This window comes from Micromonospora costi (assembly GCF_003626655.1).
Lineage (GTDB): Bacteria > Actinomycetota > Actinomycetes > Mycobacteriales > Micromonosporaceae > Micromonospora > Micromonospora costi.
Genome location: NZ_RBAN01000001.1, coordinates 1,789,025 through 1,806,013, shown reverse-complemented (window position 1 = coordinate 1,806,013; position 16,989 = coordinate 1,789,025). Strand labels below are relative to the sequence as shown.

At 75.3% G+C, this 16,989-nt stretch carries 15 protein-coding genes and 2 pseudogenes; 12 read left to right on the top strand and 5 right to left on the bottom strand.

The window, feature by feature from the left end:
• Positions 1 to 99 precede the first annotated feature (99 nt).
• The 5 genes from D7193_RS08165 (at position 100) to D7193_RS08145 (ending at position 4,765) form a co-directional block, all read left to right on the top strand.
• Positions 100 to 918: a SigE family RNA polymerase sigma factor gene (locus D7193_RS08165; protein WP_241562848.1), complete on the top strand. Its 819-nt coding sequence runs from the start codon at positions 100 to 102 to the stop codon at positions 916 to 918.
• The gene (locus D7193_RS08160) at positions 915 to 2,201 is read left to right on the top strand and encodes a hypothetical protein (RefSeq protein WP_120778668.1); all 1,287 of its coding nucleotides are present in this window, start codon (positions 915 to 917) and stop codon (positions 2,199 to 2,201) included. Before D7193_RS08165 ends, D7193_RS08160 begins: the two co-directional genes overlap by 4 nt.
• A gap of 54 nt (positions 2,202 to 2,255) precedes the next feature.
• The gene (locus tag D7193_RS08155; RefSeq protein ID WP_120778667.1) at positions 2,256 to 3,134 is read left to right on the top strand and encodes a PHP domain-containing protein; all 879 of its coding nucleotides are present in this window, start codon (positions 2,256 to 2,258) and stop codon (positions 3,132 to 3,134) included.
• Positions 3,135 to 3,174: 40 nt separating this feature from the next.
• A complete protein-coding gene (locus D7193_RS08150; RefSeq protein WP_120778666.1) occupies positions 3,175 to 3,789 on the top strand; it encodes a MarC family protein in 615 nt (204 codons plus the stop codon).
• A 136-nt stretch (positions 3,790 to 3,925) separates the two neighbouring features.
• Positions 3,926 to 4,765 (top strand): RecB family exonuclease, encoded by an 840-nt coding sequence (locus D7193_RS08145; RefSeq protein WP_120779347.1) that lies wholly within the window; start codon positions 3,926 to 3,928, stop codon positions 4,763 to 4,765.
• A gap of 127 nt (positions 4,766 to 4,892) precedes the next feature.
• Here D7193_RS08145 and D7193_RS08140 read toward each other — a convergent pair whose 3' ends face one another.
• Together D7193_RS08140 and D7193_RS08135 are read right to left on the bottom strand one after the other, a co-directional pair.
• Positions 4,893 to 5,756: an oxygenase MpaB family protein gene (locus D7193_RS08140; RefSeq protein ID WP_120778665.1), complete on the bottom strand. Its 864-nt coding sequence runs from the start codon at positions 5,754 to 5,756 to the stop codon at positions 4,893 to 4,895.
• 121 nt (positions 5,757 to 5,877) lie between these two features.
• A complete protein-coding gene (locus D7193_RS08135; protein ID WP_120778664.1) occupies positions 5,878 to 6,306 on the bottom strand; it encodes a Fur family transcriptional regulator in 429 nt (142 codons plus the stop codon).
• Positions 6,307 to 6,578: 272 nt separating this feature from the next.
• On the opposite strand from D7193_RS08135, the gene D7193_RS08130 reads away from it, so the two are divergent.
• A complete protein-coding gene (locus tag D7193_RS08130; RefSeq protein WP_120778663.1) occupies positions 6,579 to 7,061 on the top strand; it encodes a DUF2231 domain-containing protein in 483 nt (160 codons plus the stop codon).
• A 1,285-nt stretch (positions 7,062 to 8,346) separates the two neighbouring features.
• Positions 8,347 to 8,520: a hypothetical protein gene (locus D7193_RS33655; RefSeq protein ID WP_174242563.1), complete on the top strand. Its 174-nt coding sequence runs from the start codon at positions 8,347 to 8,349 to the stop codon at positions 8,518 to 8,520.
• A gap of 631 nt (positions 8,521 to 9,151) precedes the next feature.
• On the opposite strand, the gene D7193_RS08120 is transcribed toward D7193_RS33655, so the two are convergent.
• The gene (locus D7193_RS08120; RefSeq protein WP_120778661.1) at positions 9,152 to 9,787 is read right to left on the bottom strand and encodes a flagellar biosynthesis protein FlgA; all 636 of its coding nucleotides are present in this window, start codon (positions 9,785 to 9,787) and stop codon (positions 9,152 to 9,154) included.
• Positions 9,788 to 10,102: 315 nt separating this feature from the next.
• Between D7193_RS08120 and D7193_RS34095 the strand changes: the two genes are divergently transcribed.
• A complete protein-coding gene (locus D7193_RS34095) occupies positions 10,103 to 10,297 on the top strand; it encodes a hypothetical protein (protein ID WP_241562932.1) in 195 nt (64 codons plus the stop codon).
• Positions 10,298 to 10,311: 14 nt separating this feature from the next.
• Here D7193_RS34095 and D7193_RS34535 read toward each other — a convergent pair.
• Both D7193_RS34535 and D7193_RS08105 read right to left on the bottom strand, forming a co-directional pair.
• Positions 10,312 to 10,452: pseudogene (locus D7193_RS34535) on the bottom strand (FmdB family zinc ribbon protein); the annotation flags it as partial.
• Positions 10,453 to 10,675: 223 nt separating this feature from the next.
• Positions 10,676 to 11,284, bottom strand: a pseudogene (locus tag D7193_RS08105) (5-formyltetrahydrofolate cyclo-ligase); the annotation flags it as partial.
• An 85-nt stretch (positions 11,285 to 11,369) separates the two neighbouring features.
• Here D7193_RS08105 and D7193_RS08100 point away from each other — a divergent pair.
• The 4 genes from D7193_RS08100 to D7193_RS08085 all read left to right on the top strand — a co-directional run bounded on the left by D7193_RS08100 (position 11,370) and on the right by D7193_RS08085 (position 16,817).
• Positions 11,370 to 13,802 carry a diguanylate cyclase gene (locus D7193_RS08100; protein WP_174242562.1) on the top strand — a complete coding sequence of 811 codons (2,433 nt, stop codon included), beginning with the start codon at positions 11,370 to 11,372 and terminating at the stop codon, positions 13,800 to 13,802.
• A gap of 9 nt (positions 13,803 to 13,811) precedes the next feature.
• Positions 13,812 to 14,768 carry a UTP--glucose-1-phosphate uridylyltransferase gene (locus tag D7193_RS08095; RefSeq protein ID WP_120778658.1) on the top strand — a complete coding sequence of 319 codons (957 nt, stop codon included), beginning with the start codon at positions 13,812 to 13,814 and terminating at the stop codon, positions 14,766 to 14,768.
• Positions 14,765 to 16,048 (top strand): molybdopterin molybdotransferase MoeA, encoded by a 1,284-nt coding sequence (locus D7193_RS08090; RefSeq protein ID WP_120778657.1) that lies wholly within the window; start codon positions 14,765 to 14,767, stop codon positions 16,046 to 16,048. Before D7193_RS08095 ends, D7193_RS08090 begins: the two co-directional genes overlap by 4 nt.
• Before the next feature lie 118 nt (positions 16,049 to 16,166).
• Entirely contained in the window at positions 16,167 to 16,817 is a 651-nt protein-coding gene (locus D7193_RS08085; protein ID WP_120778656.1) for a GNAT family N-acetyltransferase, read from the top strand.
• The last annotated feature ends 172 nt before the right edge of the window (positions 16,818 to 16,989 follow it).

The following is a 16,989-nucleotide window of genomic DNA, read 5'->3' as shown; positions in this document are numbered from 1 at the left end:
CACCTTCGCCCGAACATAGGATGAACTGCACACCTTTGGCCCTCGACTCGGCCGTCCCGGCCATGCCAGCCTGGACGGCCGGGGGCGTGGAGGTGTGGGTTGGCGAGCAGAGACCAGCTGGAGGAGGAGTTCCGCGAGTTCGTCGCGGCCCGCTCCGCAGCCCTGCTGCGCACCGCGTACCTGCTCGCCGGTGACTGGGCCACCGCCGAGGACCTGCTCCAGACCGCGCTGACCAAGACGTACCTCGCCTGGCGGCGGCTCGGCGGCATCGAGGCGGTGGAGCCGTACGCCCGGCGGGTCCTGGTCAACACGTCGACCAGCTGGTGGCGTCGGCGCTGGCACGGTGAGCGCCCCACCGACGTGCTCCCCGAACGTGCCGGCGCCGACGAGATCGAGCAGCAGCTCGACCGGGACCTGCTCTGGCGGCACCTGCGTGCCCTGCCCAGCCGGCAGCGCGCCGTCCTGGTGCTGCGCTTCTACGAGGACATGTCCGAGGCGCAGACCGCCACGCTGCTCGGCATCTCGACCGGGACGGTGAAGAGCCAGACGTCCCGGGCCCTGGCCACGCTCCGCCGCCGGATGGGCGCCGAGGCAGCGCTCGACCTGCCCGGCGAGGCCGCCTCCGCGCCGGCCCGCCCGGCCCGGGCCGCCCGGCCGGTGCCAGCGGCGCGCCGGGGCGAGCCGACCGTGCTGCCCGCGTACACCCAGGCGCATGACCCGGTCGACGACCTGCTGCCCGACTCGACCGACATGCCGGACCCCACCGAGATGCCGGACCGTACCGCCATGCCGGGCGTCGCGGCTCGGCCCGCCTCCGGCGCGTCCCGCGCGCCCGCGCCGCGGGACGGCGACGCCGCGATCCCCGCCGCCGCCCTCTTCGGCCTGCCGGCCGCCAGCGTGCCGGGGGAGCAGGCATGAGCCCGCACCGCGGCGACAACCGGACCGACGCCCCGACGCGTCCATTCCACGTGACCCACGACGAGCTGGCACGGGCGGTCAGGCAGACGTTCGCCCAGCAGGTCGCCGAGCCCCGACCGCTCTCCGCCGACCCCGCCGGGGCGGCGATCCGCCGTGCCCGGCGGATCCAGCGCAAGCGGACCGCGACCGGTCTGGCCCTGGCGGCCGTGGCGACCGTCGTGGTCAGCACGGGGGTGGCGCAGCTCGGCGCGGGTCCGCGCACACCCACCCGGCCCACGGTGGTGCTCGGCGACCCGTCGAACCTGGCCCGGCCCGAGCCGCTGCCGTCGGGCGGCGGGATGCTTCCCAAGGAGCCGTCGGTCGACGGGGTCGACCTCGTCGTCGACAACGCGATCGTCTCCGGCACGGGTGAGCGGGTGCCGCTGACCGGTATCGGCCCGGCGGAGCGCGCCCAGCGGCTGCCCGACGGCGTCGGTTGGCTGGTGACCAGCGGGCCCACGACCGCGGGCCGGTCGCTGTGGGCGGTACCCCGCCGGGGCGCCATCCAGGTGCTGCTGGCCGGGGCGGACGCCATCACGGTGGCCACGGACGGCCGGCAGGTGGCCTGGCGCGACAGCGACGGGTTGCACGCCGCCGGCATCGTCGGCACCCAGCTCATCTCGGCGGTACGCACCCCCGCGGCGGAGACCGCGGCACCCGTCGGTTTCGTCGGCAACGCCGTCCTCGTCCGGCTCGACGAGGACCGGCCCGGGCACGCCCTGTGGCGACCGGCCGTGGCACCCCTCGCCGCCGGCACCGACCGGACCACACTGACGATCTACGGCGCCCTGCCCGACGGCCGGCTGGTCGGGCAGGTCCCCGACAAGAGCGGGCGCGAGCCCTGCCTGGCCCTGCTCGACCCGGGCCGCGAGCTGGCGCCGGTGCACACCGGGTGCGGCCCGACGCTCGCCGAGGACGGGCTCGGCGCGGTCTCCCCGGACGGGCGCTGGTTGTTGCTGAACGGGCGTACCGGGGGCTCGGCCGGCGCCCTGCTGGTCGACCTGAACGGGCTGGGCGCCGACAAGGCGGACGGGCACGGCAAGGCACTGACCGTGCACCGGGCCGGCCCCGCGCTGACCGGCGCGGTGGACTGGTCCTCCGCCGAGGACGCGACGTACGTCGACGCGTCGGGCGAGCTGGTACGGCTGAGCGTGAAGCAGGTCATGGCCGGCGAGCCGGCCGTGCCGGCCCAGGTGCCGGGCGTCGGGCAGGAGAACCCGCCGGTGGTCGTCACCGGCTCCTGATCGGCGGCCGGTGGCGTCGCGTCGGCGCGCGGGCCGGCGGGTAGCGTCGGACGAATGACCTCGCCTGCCCGGCCCGGCCACCGGATCGACCTGCACACCCACTCCACGGCCAGCGACGGGACGCTCACCCCGGCCGAGCTGGTACGCGCCGCCGCCGACGCCGGCCTGGACGTGGTGGCGATCACCGACCACGACACCACGGCGGGCTGGGCGCCCGCGCTGGCCGCCCTGCCACCCGGGCTCCGCCTGGTCCGCGGCGCGGAGATCTCCTGCCGGTGGTTCGGCGCGGAGCCGGCGGTGCCGCTGCACCTGCTCGCGTACCTCTTCGACCCGGCGCACCCCGAGCTGGTCGCGGAGCTGGCCCGGGTGCGGACGGCCCGGCTGGAACGCGGCGAGCGGATCGTGGACCTGCTGCGTGCCGACGGGATCGACGTCAGCTGGCCGGCAATCCTCGCCGCCGCGGCCGGTGGCACGGTAGGCCGGCCGCACATCGCGCAGGCCCTGATCCGGGCCGGCCTGGTCGGCAGCACGAGCGAGGCGTTCGGGCCGGACTGGCTGGGCGAGCGGTACCGGCTGCCGAAGGAGGACATCGACGTGTTCCACGCGGTCCGGCTGGTCCGCGCGGCCGGCGGGGTGCCGGTCTTCGCGCACCCACGGGCCACCCGTCGGGGGCGCGTGGTGCCCGACGAGCTGATCGTCGAACTGGCCGCCGCGGGGCTCGCCGGCCTGGAGGCCGACCACGAGGACCACTCGCCGCAGGAGCGGGAGCACGTACGCGCCCTCGCCGCCGAGCTGGGGCTGCTGGTCACCGGCTCGTCCGACTTCCACGGCACGCACAAGACCGTCCGGCTCGGCGCGTTCACCACGGCGCCCGAGGCGTACGAACGCATCGTCGCGGCCGCCAGCGGCGTGACCGGCGTCGCTTCCGGCTGATCCGCGTTTCGGCCTCCAGAGGCGCCGCTACCTTGATCGGGTGGATCTGAAGCTCTTCGGTGAGGTCTTCGTGACCCTGCTGGTCATCACCGACCCGCCGGGCATGATGCCGATCTTCCTCGCGCTGACCGGTCCGCTGCCCGCCCGGGACCGCAACCGGGCGGCCTGGCAGGCGGTCGCGCTGGCGCTCGGCGTGATCGTCGTCTTCGCGGTGGCGGGGCAGACCATCCTCGCCTACCTGCACGTCGACCTACCGGCCCTCCAGGCCGCCGGCGGCCTGCTGCTGGTGCTGGTCGCGCTCGAACTGCTGACCGGCAAGGGCGACGAGCCGAGCGGGCAGTCCACCTCCAACATCGCCCTCGTCCCGCTCGGTACGCCGCTGCTGGCCGGCCCCGGCGCGATCGTGGCGACCATGCTCTTCGTCCAGCGGGCCGAGGGCGCCACCGACTTCGTCGCCATCGCCCTCGCGATCGTCGCGGTGATGGCCGCGGTCTGGATCGTGCTCCGCTTCTCCGGGATCATCGTCAAGATCCTGCGGCCCGGCGGGATCGAGGTGCTGACCCGCATCGCCGGCCTGCTGCTGGCCGCCATCGCCGTGCAGCTCATCGCGGACGCGGTGGCCGCGTTCATCCGGCACTACATCGAGGTGTTCTGAACCGCCGTCGTCGCTGTCGTACGTGGATGGCAGGATCGCAGGCGTGCGACGACCCTCCCCGACCGGTCGACCGTCTCCGGGCGGCCGCGCCCCCCGCCCGCGCGAGGCGCAGGCCGAGCAGCTCGGCTTCGAGGGCATGCCGGAGCGGCTCTTCGTCTGCACCCCGAGCAAGCTCGGCACCTACGCCGACTGCCCCCGCCGTTACCGCTACTCGTACGTCGATGGTCCGTCGCCGCCGAAGGGCCCGCCGTGGGCGCACAACTCGCTCGGCGCGAGCGTGCACACCGCCCTGCGCAACTGGTATGCGCTGCCGGCCGACCGGCGCCGGCCCGAGGCACTGGCCGGGCTGCTCCGCGGCACCTGGGTGCGCGAGGGCTACCGCGACGACGAGCAGGAGCGGTCGGCCTACCGGCGGGCGCTGGGCTGGCTGGAGTCCTACGTGGCGACGCTGGAGCCGGACGCGGATCCGCTCGGCGTCGAGCGCGTGGTGGCCGTCAAGACCGCGGTGCTCGCCTTCAACGGCCGCGCCGACCGGATCGACTCGCGCCCCGGCCCCGACGGCCCGGAGCTGGTCATCGTCGACTACAAGACCGGCCGCACCGGGCTGGACGCCGACGACGCGCGCGGCTCGCAGGCGCTGGCGCTCTACGCGTACGCGGCCGAGCGGACCTTCCGCCGCCCCTGTCGCCGGGTCGAGCTGCACCACCTGCCGACCGGCACGGTGGCGGGGCACGACCACACCGTCGAGTCGCTGGCCCGGCAGGTCACCCGGGCGGAGGAGACCGCGCGCGACATCATGGCCGCCGAACGGGCGGTCGCGGACGGCTCCGATCCCGACGAGGCGTTCCCCACCACGCCCGGCCCGAAGTGCGGCTGGTGCGACTACCGGCGCACCTGTCCCGCCGGGGCGCAGACGCCGGGCAAGGACCCGTGGGCCGCGGTCGACCGCGCGGCCGACGCGACCCCCGGCGGCTGACCCCTCCGCCGTCCGGGCCCGGCGTGCCGTCTTGCCCCGGCGTGCGGTCCGGCCCCGGCGTGCGGTCGGGCCTCGACGTGCGGTCTGGCCTCGACGTGCGGTCGCACGCCGGTCGGCTCGCGGCGGTTCAGCTCGCGGGCGGTGCGCCGGTGACGCGGGCGGCCCGTTCCATGGCCGCCTGCTGCAACGGGCCCTCCAGCCAGCGCTGCGGCAACGCCGCGAGGGCGAGCCGCAGCCCCCGCACGGTCAGGTCCGCGGACAGGGCCGTGGTGGGCAGCCCCAGGCCGCCGTACATTCGGCGGGCCCAGGCCGGCAGCAGCGCGAGCGCCGTGCCCGCGATGCCGAGGTACGCCCAGCGGGGCGGCCCCAGCGTGACCCCGAGCCGGACGGGCAGGCTCAGGTTCCACGGCAGCGGCGGCGCGGTGAGAAAGACGGCCGTCTCGGCGGCCTCCCGGGTCATCCGCAACTCCGGCTGGACGGCGCGGTAGTAGTCGGCCACCTCGGCGGCGGTCCCCGGCACGTCGGCCGGGTCCAGCCCCACCAGCGCGGCGGCCCGGCGCTGCTCCGAGTAGTAGCCGTCCACCTCGGCGGGCGTCAACGGCAGCCCGGCCCGGCGGGCGGTGTCGAGGAACGACTCCACCTCGGCCACGTGCACCCAGCGCAGCAGGTCCGGGTCGTCGATGCGGAACTGCTCACCGGTGACCGGGTCGGTCGCGCGGAGCCGCGCGTGCAGGCGGCGCAGCCGCCGCCCCGCCTCCTCGGCCTCCGCCGTCGTGCCGTACACCGTGGTGGCGACGTAGGTGGCGGTGCGGACCAGACGGCCCCAGGCGTCGGTGCGGTAGTTGCTGTTCTGCGCCACCCCGGCCATCGCCCGCGGGTGCAGCGCCTGGAGGTAGAGCGAACGGAGGCCGGCGACGATCAGGATCGGCTCCGCGTGCACCTTCCACGTGACGGAGCCGGGACCGAAGAGGCCGAGGTCATCCGAGTCCACCGACCAAGCGTGCCACGCCGGTCAGTCGTCGGCGGTGCGGGTCGGTCGTCGGCGGTGCGGCTCGGTCGTCGGTGGCGTGGCTCGGTTGACGGCGGTGCGGCTCGGTCGTTGGCGGCGCTGGTCAGTCGTCGGCGGTGCGGCGGGCCTGGCAGCTCGGGCAGAGGCCCCAGAAGGTCACCTCGGCCTCGTCGACCTCGAAGCCGTGCGCCGAGTGCGGTTCGAGGCAGGGCGCCTCGCCGACCGCGCAGTCGACGTCGGCGATCATGCCGCAGCCCCGGCAGACCACGTGATGGTGGTTGTCCCCGACCCGGGCCTCGTACCGTGCGGGGCTGCCCGCCGGCTCGATCCGGCGCGACAGGCCGGCGCGGGAGAGGGCGCCCAGGACGTCGTACACCGCCTGGGTGGAGACCGAGTCGAGCCGTTCCCGTACCTGCCGGGTGATCTCCTCGACCTCGAGGTGGCCGCCAGCGGCCAGGACGTCCAGCACGGCGAGGCGCGGCCGGGTGACCCGCAGGCCCCTCGACCGGAGCAGCTCCTCGGCACTGGACATCGGCCAATGACAGCACGCTCCATCCCGGTCGACAAGCGGTCGGCGGCCCGGGTGGTCACGGACACAGGCCGGTAGGTATCGGGCCCGGTCAGGGCGGGGTCCGGTGGTTGGGGGCGGGGTCCGGGGGCCGGATTCCGGCGCGGTCGGGGCGGGATCCGGCGCTGGTCGGTGAACCGGTCCGGGGCCGGCTGCGTGTAGCCGGTCGAAGACCTGAGCGCGACGGACGCGCACGTAAGCTGCAACCCGCGACCGTGATCCCTCCGGAGGAGCCGATGTTCGAGCAGATCCTGGGCCTACCGGTCCACGTCCTGGTGGTCCACGCGGTCGTGGTGTTCGTACCGCTGCTCGCGCTGCTCGCCGTGGCGTACGTCGTGCTGCCCCGCTTCCGGTCCCGCCTCGACTGGGCCCTGGGGATCTTCGCCGTGGTCGCGCCGGTGTCCGCGTTCTTCGCGGTCGAGTCGGGGGAGGCGTTCACCGACGCGCTGGTGGCCCGGGGCTTCCAGGGGCAGATCCTCGACAAGATCTTCGACCACTCCCGTTACGGCGACATCCTGTTCCGGATCGTCGTCCCGCTCGGCATCGTGGCGCTCCTCCTGCTGGTGGCGACCAGCGGCCACCGGCGGGTGCCGAAGCTGCCAGCGCTCGTCACCCCGGTGCTGTCCGTGGCGGTCGTCGGCCTGGCGGTCGCCGCGCTGATCTACGTCTACCTCACCGGCCACTCCGGCGCCGAGACCGTCTGGGGCACGACGCTCTGACCCGCCCGCCGCGCGTGGCGGCGCTGCGCGGTCGTCTGTGCGCGGCGGGTCTGCTCGCGTCGGGTCTGCTGGGGTCGGCTCTGCTGACGTCGGCTCTGCTGGGTCGGGTCTGCTCGCGTCGGCTTGGTCGTCGTGTCTCCTCGCTGGGGGTCAGAGGATGACGCGCGAGCAGAGCAGGCAGATCAGGGCCAGCAGCACCACGCCGGCCACCGCGCCGATCGACACGGTCACGCGGCGGGCCTGCTGCTCGGCCACGTCCAACCCGGCCATGTCCTGCAGGGGCAGGAGTCGCGGCGGGGGCGGTTCCAGGTGTACGGGAGGACGCCACCCCGCGGGCGGCGGCGTGCTCGGTGGCGGGCCCGCGTACCCACCGGCCGCGCCGGGCGGGGTCGCCGGGCCGGGTGGCGTCCTGGCGTATGGCGACTGGCCCGGGTCGGGTGGCGTGGTCAGGTGGGGCGGGTAGCCGGGTCCCGCCGGGTGGCCGGGAGCGGGTGGGGTGGTGGGGTCAGGTGGCGTGCTTGGTCCCGTTAGCTGGCCCGGACCGGCCGGGATGATCGGGGCCGGCGGTGCCCCGGACGGGTCGGGAGCAGGTGGGGTGCCCGCTACCGGTAGCTGGTCCGGGTGCGGTGGGATAGTCGGCTGGCCCGCGGCTGTCGGGGCTGGCTCTGCGCCCGGCTGGCCCTGCTCCTGAGGAGAGCTCGCGTCGGATGGCGTGCCCGGTTCCGGTGTGCGGCCCGGGCCGACGTCTGGGCCGGTCGGTCCCGCGGGCTGGTCTCCGGCGGCAGGTGTGTCCGAAGCAGGTGTGCTCGAACCTGGTGTGCCCGAGGCTGGTGTGCCCGAACCTGGTGTGCTCGGTGCGTGCGGGTCGGCCGGCGGTGGTGTAGACCGGTCCGGCAGCCCTTCGCCGCCTGCCGGAGGTCGCCGCCAGTAGTCGTCGGGAGAGCTGCCGCCGCTGGGGGTCGTCACGCCGTCCGACGCTACCAACGGCGTGACCCGGGAACCGGGGGACGCGGCCGAGCATCCCCGGATCGGCAGCCCCTCGGCCGGGACTCGGCCGGTCGGCGACGCCACCCGGCCCTTGATCGACTCCGTTTCGCCGAAATGGCGGTATCCCCGCCTCCCGGACCCCGCCACATCGGCGAAATGGTGTCGATCATGCTGGTGGTGGGGTTGATCGACTCGACTTCCAGGAAGTCGCGGTGTCCTGTGCGCCGCGACACCGCGACTTCCTTGATGTGGAGTTGATCAGTCGCGTTGTCTGCGGGCTGCGCTACCCTTGCGGCTCGTGAGCACCAACGATCCCGATGTCCGCGGCGACGATGACCGCACCGTCGACCTGACCGACGACTTCGTGGTGCTGCCCGAGCAGACGAGCGACGACACCGACCGCGGCTGGGGCGAGACGTCCAGCGCCAACGACGACTGGCTGCTCGCCGAGCGCCCCCCGCACTGGGACTGATCTTCACCCGGCCCGCGCGCCTCGACGGCGCGGTGCCGCCCGGCCTCTCGAGGTGCCCGGGCTGATTGCGCGGCTCCCCCCGACTCGCGCCTCCGCACCCGCGACCGCTCACGTCGGGCTTCGGCGCCGCTCGCCCTCTTCGCGCTTTCCCGCTTTCCCGCTTCCGCGCTTCCGCGCTTCCGCGCTTTCCCGCTTCCGCGCTTCCGCGCTTTCCCGCTTCCGCGCTTCCGCGCTTCCGCGCTTCCGCGCTTCCGCGCTTCCGCGCTTCCGCGCTTCCGCGCTTCCGCGCTTCCGCGCTTCCGCGCTTCCGCGCTTCCGCGCTTCCGCGCTTCCGCGCTTCCGCGCTTTCCCGCTTCCGCGCTTCCGCGCTTCCGCGCTTCCGCGCTTCCGCGCTTTCCCGCTTCCGCGCCCGCGACCGCTCACGTCGGGCTTCGGCGCCGCTCGCCCTCTCCGCGCTGCCCCGCTTCCGCGCTTCCGCGCCCATGACCGCTCACGTCGGGCTTCGGCGCCGCTCGCCCTCTCCGCGCTGTCCCGCTTCCGCGCTTCCGCGCTGTCCCGCGTTTCCGCGCTGTCCCGCGCCGGCTCGCCTTGTCCTTGCGCTGCTCCGCGTCTTCGCCGGGCGGGTCGCCGGTTACTCGCGTACGACGATGGCGAACCGACTGCCTTCCGGCTGGCCCACCGCCCGCTGTGCCTGCTCGGGCTGGAGGGCGAGGTAGAGAGCGGCCGAGCCGTCGGTAGCGCCGGCGCCCACGACGTCCAGCACGAGCGCCCGGCTCGCCAGCAGGTTCGCCTCGCCGGGAGGACCGGCGGGCGGCGCGGCGAGGAGGTCGACCCGGGTGCCGGGGCGTACCACTGAGAGCGCCGCCGGCTCGGCCAGCCGGACCGGTACGCCCACGCTGCCGGCGGGGAGCGGCAGCGGACCTCGGCCCGGGGGCTGTCCCGTCCCCGTGCCTCGGCCGGCCGGTATCTCGGCGTCGCGGCCGGTCGCCGTGGCTGCGTTCGAACCGGTCGGGTCGGCGTCCCGGCCCGGCGACGCGGTGGCGTCGACCGTCTCGCCGGCGACGCCGGACCTCTCCCTGGGGGCTCCGCTCGGCGAGGTCACGGCAGGAGCGCCTCCGGGCGGCGGTGGGCAGCCGGCCGGGGTGTGCAGGACGGCCGCCGCGAGGCCGAGCAGTACGGCGACCAGCGCGGCGCGGAGCAGGGTGCTGTTGCGAGGCAGGCGTGGGCGGCGTACCGGACGAAGCGCGGCTGTCTCCGCCCCCGCCATGCCGACTCCCGCCCCCGGTCGGGCCACCCGGTCGGCGGCCCCTCGGACGCAGGCTAGGACCGCCCGGGCCGGCATCGGGGCCCCGTGAGCCCGGCCTGTGGACAACGGACGGGCCTGTGGATAACCCCCGTGTGGGGACGGAATCTGCTAAGCGGCCAGCCCCCACAGCGAGCGAGCCCGCCCACAGCGAGCCCGCCCCAAGCGAGCCTGAACCTAGCGAGCCGGCCCACAACGAGCCGGCCCCAAGCGAGCCGGCCAGAAGCGAGCCCGCCTGAGCAGGGCCCGGACGAAGCCCGCAACCGGGATCAGGACGAGGTGCTGGTGCTGCTCGCGGCCGGGGCCTTGGACGAGGACCCGGACCCGTTCGACGACGACGCCGAAGACGACGACGACGAGGACGACGACGCCGAAGACGACGACCCGCCGGACCCCGACGACGAGTCCGCCTTCGCCGGCTTGCTGCCGTTCGACGACGTGTCGGAGCCGTTCGAGCGCGAGTCGGTGCGGTAGAAGCCCGAGCCCTTGAACACGATGCCGACCGAGTTGAAGACCTTGCGCAGCCGCCCCGCACACTCCGGGCACTCGGTGAGCGGCGCGTCAGAGAAGGACTGCACCGCCTCGAGCTGGTGACCGCACGCGGTGCAGGCGTACTGGTACGTGGGCACGTTCTCCTCCGGATCAGACTCGGCCGATTGGCACTCGACGTCTTCGAGTGCCAATGTTGCGTCATTCCCCGGGGATTCGTCCAGTCGACGTGTGGCGCGCGACACCCGGCGGCGTGACCGTAGCCTCCGGCGACGTCGCGTCCGGCGACGTCGCGTCCGGCGACGCCGCGTCCGGCGACGCCGCGTCCGGCGACGCCGTATCCGGAGACGCCACGGTCGGGACCAGCGTACGCAGGCCGCCGCCCGGCGTGATCACGGCGCGTACCGGCCGGTCGTGCGGCTCGGCGGGCACCGCCTCGACGAGCTCGCCGTCGTGCAGCAGGACCACGGTGGGGGTGGCGGCCGGCACCCGGGCGAGCGCCCGGTCGTACGAGCCGCCGCCGCGGCCCAACCGCAGGCCGCTCCGGTCGACGGCCAGCGCCGGCAGCACCACGAGATCCGCCTCGGTGATCGCGTCCGGCCCGAGCCGGGGGCCCGTCGGCTCGCGCATCCCCCGCCCGGCGGCGGCGAGCGAGCCGGGCCCGTCGTACGGGGCCCAGTCCAGGTCGAGGTCCGGCAGGAGCACGGGCAGCAGCAGGTCGCCGCCGGGCGGCAGCGCGGCGCGCAGCACGTCGGGCAGGTCCGGGCCGCCCGGTTCGGAGCCCACCGGGACGTACGCCGTCATCCGCGCGGGGCGCAGCCGGCCGACCAGGGCGACCAGCTCGGCCTGGACGCGGCTCGCGGCGGCCGCCCGGTCCGCGACGGTGAGTTCCCGGCGGCGGGCGAGCAGCGCGATGCGCATGTCCCGTTTCGCCACATGGGTCACTTCCGCTCCATAAGAAAAATCCGGCACGCAACACTCCTGACGCAACGCCACTCCCATGGTTGCTCTGTGTCAGCATCGCAGCATCGGAGGCGGAACTTCCGGGGGGAACCGAGTGACGCTACGCGGGCGGTTGACGGCGGCCTTCCTCGCGGTGGTCCTCGGCCCGGTCCTGCTCGGTGCCCTGTTCGTCGCCGCCACGGCGCACTCCGTCGACCGCACCCGGTCCGCCGAACGCCTGGCCGTGGCGGCCGCTACCGTCCGTACCTCGGTCGACGCCCTCTGTCAGCAGCTCCGCGCCGCCGCCGACGCGGTCGCGCTCACCGGCGGCGACCGCGCGGGCGCCGCGGGCCAGGTGGTCAGCCGGGGGCTCGCCGCGGCCGTGGTGGTCAGCGACATGGGCGGACGGATCACCTACAGCACCCCGGGCGCACCGCCGACCCCCTGGCAGGAGTGCGCGGGCAGCGCGCCGGCGGCCGGCCCGGTCCGGGCGTTGACCGTGCGGGTCGGCCTGCGCGACCGGGCCGGTACGACCCTCGGCGCGGTGACCGCCGCGCAGCCGGTCGACCCGGCGTTCGTGGCCCGGCTCGCCGCGGTGACCGGCGTCGCGGTCACCCTGCTCGACGACGGCGTCGGGTCCGCGCGGGTCACCCACACGACGGAGGCCCAGGAGGTACGCGACGCGGTGCTGGCCGCCGCCGGCACGCTCGACGGGGAGCAGGTCACCGAGACCGCCGACGGCCGGTACGTACGCCGGATCGGGCCCTCGTCGGGCCAACCCCTGCCGCTGGTGCTCTCGGTGCCCAGCGACCAACCGCCCGGGCTGCACACCGTCCTCGTGGGGGCGGTCGTGCTGGCCGCGCTGCTCGCGGTGCTGGCCGCCTGGCGGCTGGCCCGGGTCACCACCCGGCCGCTGGTGGAGCTCGCCGCGGCGGTGGACCGGGTCGCCCACGGCGACCTGAGCGCGCGGGTCCCGGTGCGTACGCGGGACGAGCTGGGCCGCCTGGCGGCGGCCTTCAACCGGATGACCCGGGAGACCGGCTCCTACGTGGCGGCGTTGACCAGCAGCCGGGACCAGCTGCGCGGGCATCTCGCGGTGCTCGGCGACACCCTGGCCAGCACCCACGACCTGCAACGCATCCTGCGGGTGATCCTCAACAGCGCGATCGCGGCGACCGGGGCCCGGGCCGGCGCCCTGCTCCTGGTCGACCCGGGCGGCGTGCTGGTCGCGCGGTGCACCGACGGGCTCGACGGGCGCTGGCCGGGCGACGGCGGGCCCACCACGCTGCGGGTGCCGGTCGGCAGCGGCGTGGTCGGCGCGGTCGCGGCGACCGGCGTACCCCAGCGGGGCCGGATGGAACCAGCCGACGTGCCGCCGGGGGAGCCGCGCTGCCGAACGTACGTGGCGGTCCCGTTCGCCGCCCCCGGCGGGCCGGGCGGCCCGGGCGGACCCGGACCCTCCGAGGGGCCGGGGCCAACCCCGAGCGGCGGCGACGCGCCCACCGTCGAGCTGCCGGCCGGTGTCGTGGCCGCGGTCGGCCGGGCGGCGGGTGACCCGGCCTCACCGGCCGCCGCACTCGGCGTGCTCGCCCTCTACGACCGGCTGGGCACCGACGAGTTCGACGACGACGACGTGGTCACCCTGCGCACCTTCGCCAGCCACGCCGCCGTGGCCGTGGAGAACGTCCGGATGCACGAGGAGGCGCAGCGGCTCTCGCTCACCGACCCGCTGACGGGGCTCTGGAACTACCGCTACCTGCGCGAGTCCATCCGCCGCGAGGTCGAGCGGGCGAGCCGGTTCGGCCGGATGCTCAGCGTCCTGGCACTCGATCTGGACCGGTTCAAGGACGTCAACGACACCTACGGGCACGCGGCCGGCGACACGGTGCTGGCCGAGTTCGCCCGCCGGGTACGCGGCGAGATCCGCGAGGTGGACCTGGCCTTCCGGCAGGGCGGCGAGGAGTTCGTCCTGCTGCTCCCGGAGACCGACGCCCGGGGCGCGGCGATCGTCGCCGAGCGGCTGGGCGCGGCGATCCGCGACACCTCGATCGCGGTGGACGCGCACGGCGGGTCGCCCGTGCCGGTGCGGGTGACCGTCTCCATCGGCATCGCCGTCTACCCCGACCACGCGGGCACCGGTCAGGAGGTGCTGGACGCGGCCGACGACGCCCTCTACGCCGCGAAGGCGGCCGGCCGGGACACGTACCGGTTGAGCAGCCGGTGCACGCCGGCCGTCCGGGAGCTGCCGGTGCCGACGGGGGCGGTCAGCCCCGCCGACGGGTTGCCCCGCGCCGGCCGCGCGGTCGCGCCCACACGGTCCGAGGCGAGCGCCACGGCGGGTGAGGCGGCGTCGCCCGCCGCCCCGGCCGCGTCCGCGGCGACGTGCGCCGACGCGGCGCCGGGTGAGGCCGGGAGCGCCGACGGCCAGCTCGGCACGGCGCTCACGGGGCCGGATGTCGCCCGGGCCGGGCCCGGTCCCGGGCGCGCGACCGCCGGAGGCGGCGCGTCTTCCGGGCCACACCCGCCGCGGCAGAGCCGTGGCCGATAGTCTCGCGACATGTCGGAGCACTCAGCGAACTCCTCAACGACGGCCGCCGCGACCGGCCGTTCCCGCGCCGTGAAGGCCGTGATCCCGGCCGCCGGTCTGGCCACCCGGTTCCTGCCGGCCACGAAGGCGGTGCCGAAGGAGCTGCTGCCGGTGGTCGACCGGCCGGTGCTGCAGTACATCGTCGAGGAGGCCACACAGGCCGGCATCAACGACGTGCTGTTGATCACCGGGCGGGGTAAGACCTCGATGGTGGACCACTTCGACCGCCGACCGGACCTGGAGGCACGGCTGGAGAACAAGCCGGAGATCCTGGCCGCGGTGCAGCGCCCCAGCGAGCTGGCTGAGATCTACACCGTGCGGCAGCCGGAGCAGCTCGGCCTCGGCCACGCCGTGGGGTACGCCGAGTCGCACGTCGGCGACCAGCCCTTCGCCGTCCTCCTCGGCGACGAGTTCGTGAAGATGGACGAGCCGCTGCTGCCGGCCATGTTGGAGCTTCAGGCCCGCACCGGCGGCGTGGTGCTGGCCTTCTTCGAGGTCGACCCGGCCGAGACCAAGCGGTACGGGATCGCCTCCGTCGAGCCGGCCGAGGCCGAGCTGACCGACATCGGCGAGGTCGTCAAGGTCACCGGGATGGTGGAGAAGCCCCAGCCGGAGGACGCGCCGAGCAACCTCGCGGTCCTCGGCCGGTACGTGCTGCCGGGCCGCATCTTCGACGCGATCCGCCGTACGGAGCCGGGCAGCGGCGGCGAGATCCAGCTGACCGACGCCATGGAGCTGTTGCGCATGGAGGGGGTCCCGGTGCACGCGATCGTCTACCGGGGCACCCGCTACGACACGGGGATGCCGCTGGGCTACCTCCAGACGGTCGTCCAGATCGCCGTGGAACGGGAGGACTTCGGCGCCGAGTTCCGCAAGTGGCTCGTCGACTTCGTCAACTCCGACGCGTCGGGCGGTCCTAATACATGACCGCGACGGCCGACGCCGAGGCGGCCGCGAACGAGTTGACGCCGCTCGCCGACTACCTGGGCAGCGTGCTGCGCAGGTTACGCGCGCTGCCTCCGCTCGACCTCGACCTCACCCAGGCGTACGGCAACGTCCTCGCCGAGGACGTCGTCGCGCCGCACGCCTTCCCGGCCTTCGATCAGGCGGCCGTTGACGGGTACGCGGCACGCTGGGAGGACATCTCCGGCGCGGGCCGGGCCGCCGGCGGACGCGCGGTCCGGCTCAACGTCGTCGGTGACCTCGGCGCGGCCAGCTGGCGGCCGGTCCGGCTCACCCCCGGCTCCTGCTTCTCCGTCGCCGCCGGCGCGCCCCTGCCGGTCGCCGCCGACGTGGTGGTGCCCGTGGAGTGGACCGACCAGGGCATGGCCGCCGTGGAGATCTACCGCACCCCCAAGCGGGGGTACGGGGTCCGCCGGGCCGGCGAGGAGCTGCCCGCCGGGGTGTTGCTCGCCCGGGCCGGCACGTACGTCTCCCCGGCGCTGGTGGCGGTCTTCGCCGCGACCGGCATCGGGCACGTGGTGGTCCGGCCCAGCCCGCGCGTGGTCGTGGTGGCCACCGGCGACGAGCTGGTCGACGTGGGCCGGGGCAGCCAGCCCGGCCAGGTCGTGGACGCCAACTCGCACGCGTTGACGGCCGCGGCGGCCGAGGCCGGCGCGCTGGCGTACCGGGTGGGGATCTGCGACGACGACCCGGAGGGGCTGCGCGGGCTGCTGGAGGACCAGACCCTGCGGGCCGACCTGATCATCACGACCGGCGGCACCGGCACCGGCCCGGGCGACATGGTCCGCCGCATCCTCTCCCGCCGCGAAGGCGGCCGGGCCGGTCCCGTGGCCTTCACCGAGGTGGCGCTCTACCCCGGCACGGCGCTCGGCTTCGGCACGGTCGGCGCCGAGGAGGTGCCCGTGGTGTGCCTGCCCGGTGACCCGGGTGCCGCGCTGATCGGCTTCGAGGTGCTGGCCCGGCCGGCGATCCAGCTGCTCGCCGGAGCCGAACCGGTGTTCCGGCCCAGCGTCCGCGCGCACCTGCTGGAGACGGTCTCGTCGCCGGGCGGGCTGCGCGAGTTCCGCCCCGCGCACGTCGCCGAGCGGCGCGGCGGCGGCTACACGGTCCAGCCGCTCAGCGGAGGGCCGTTCACCCTCTCCGGGCTCGCCGAGGCCAACGGCCTGCTGGTGCTCGGCGAGCGGGTCACCACGGCCGCCGCCGGCTCCACGGTGGACGTCCTGCTCCTGGACCGTCGCCGGTGAACCGTCCCAACGCCGCCGCGCCTGTGGCCGCGTCCCGCCGGACAACGCCCCCGTTCGTCACGCCGTCTCGTCTCCGGGCCCTCGCGGCTGGTGGGGTCGCGGGCGTAGGGTCCGCCCCGTGAGCCTCTTCGGAGCCGGCCGCGCGCCCGGTTGGCCGGTCGTCCTGGTCGACGGGCCGGTGGTGCTGCGCCCGTACCGGCGCTCGGACGCCGCCGCATGGTCGGAGGTGCGGCGCGCGAACCAGACCTGGTTGGCGCCCTGGGAGTCGTCATTGCCGGGTGACTGGGACGACCTGAACTCGCCGGCCGCGTTCCGCTGGGTCTACCGGGACCAGCAGCGCTCGGCGCGCAGCGGCGACGGGATGCCGTTCGCGGTCTGCCTGCGCGAGGACGGGCAGGAGCGGCTGGTCGGGCACCTCAACGTGGGCAGCATCGTCCGGCGGGCGTTCTGCTCCGGGTACGTGGGCTACTGGGTGGACCGGCGGGTGGCCGGCCGTGGGGTGATCCCGACCGCGCTGGCGCTCGCCGTCGACCACGCGTTCGGCCCGGGTGGCCTGCACCGGATCGAGGTCAACATCCGCCCGGAGAACCGGCCGTCCCGCCGGGTCGTCGAGAAGCTCGGGTTCCGCGAGGAGGCGTACCACGTGCGCTACATGCACATCGACGGCGCCTGGCGCGACCACATCGGATACGCGATGACCAGCGAGGAGGTCGCCGCCGAGGGCGGGCTGCTGGCGCGCTGGCACCGGGTACGCGCCGACGCGAGGTGAACCGTCCCACGCGCGGGATCGGCGCGGCGCGTCGGCATCACGCTCCGTCGCCCGTAACCTCAAGTAACTGCAAGCTGTGGCAAGCGCTCCTCGCCCGTACGATCGACGCGACCGACACCGATCGGTGAAAGATCCTGCGGCCGGGCGGCGGTTGCTCCGAATTCGGTGACGG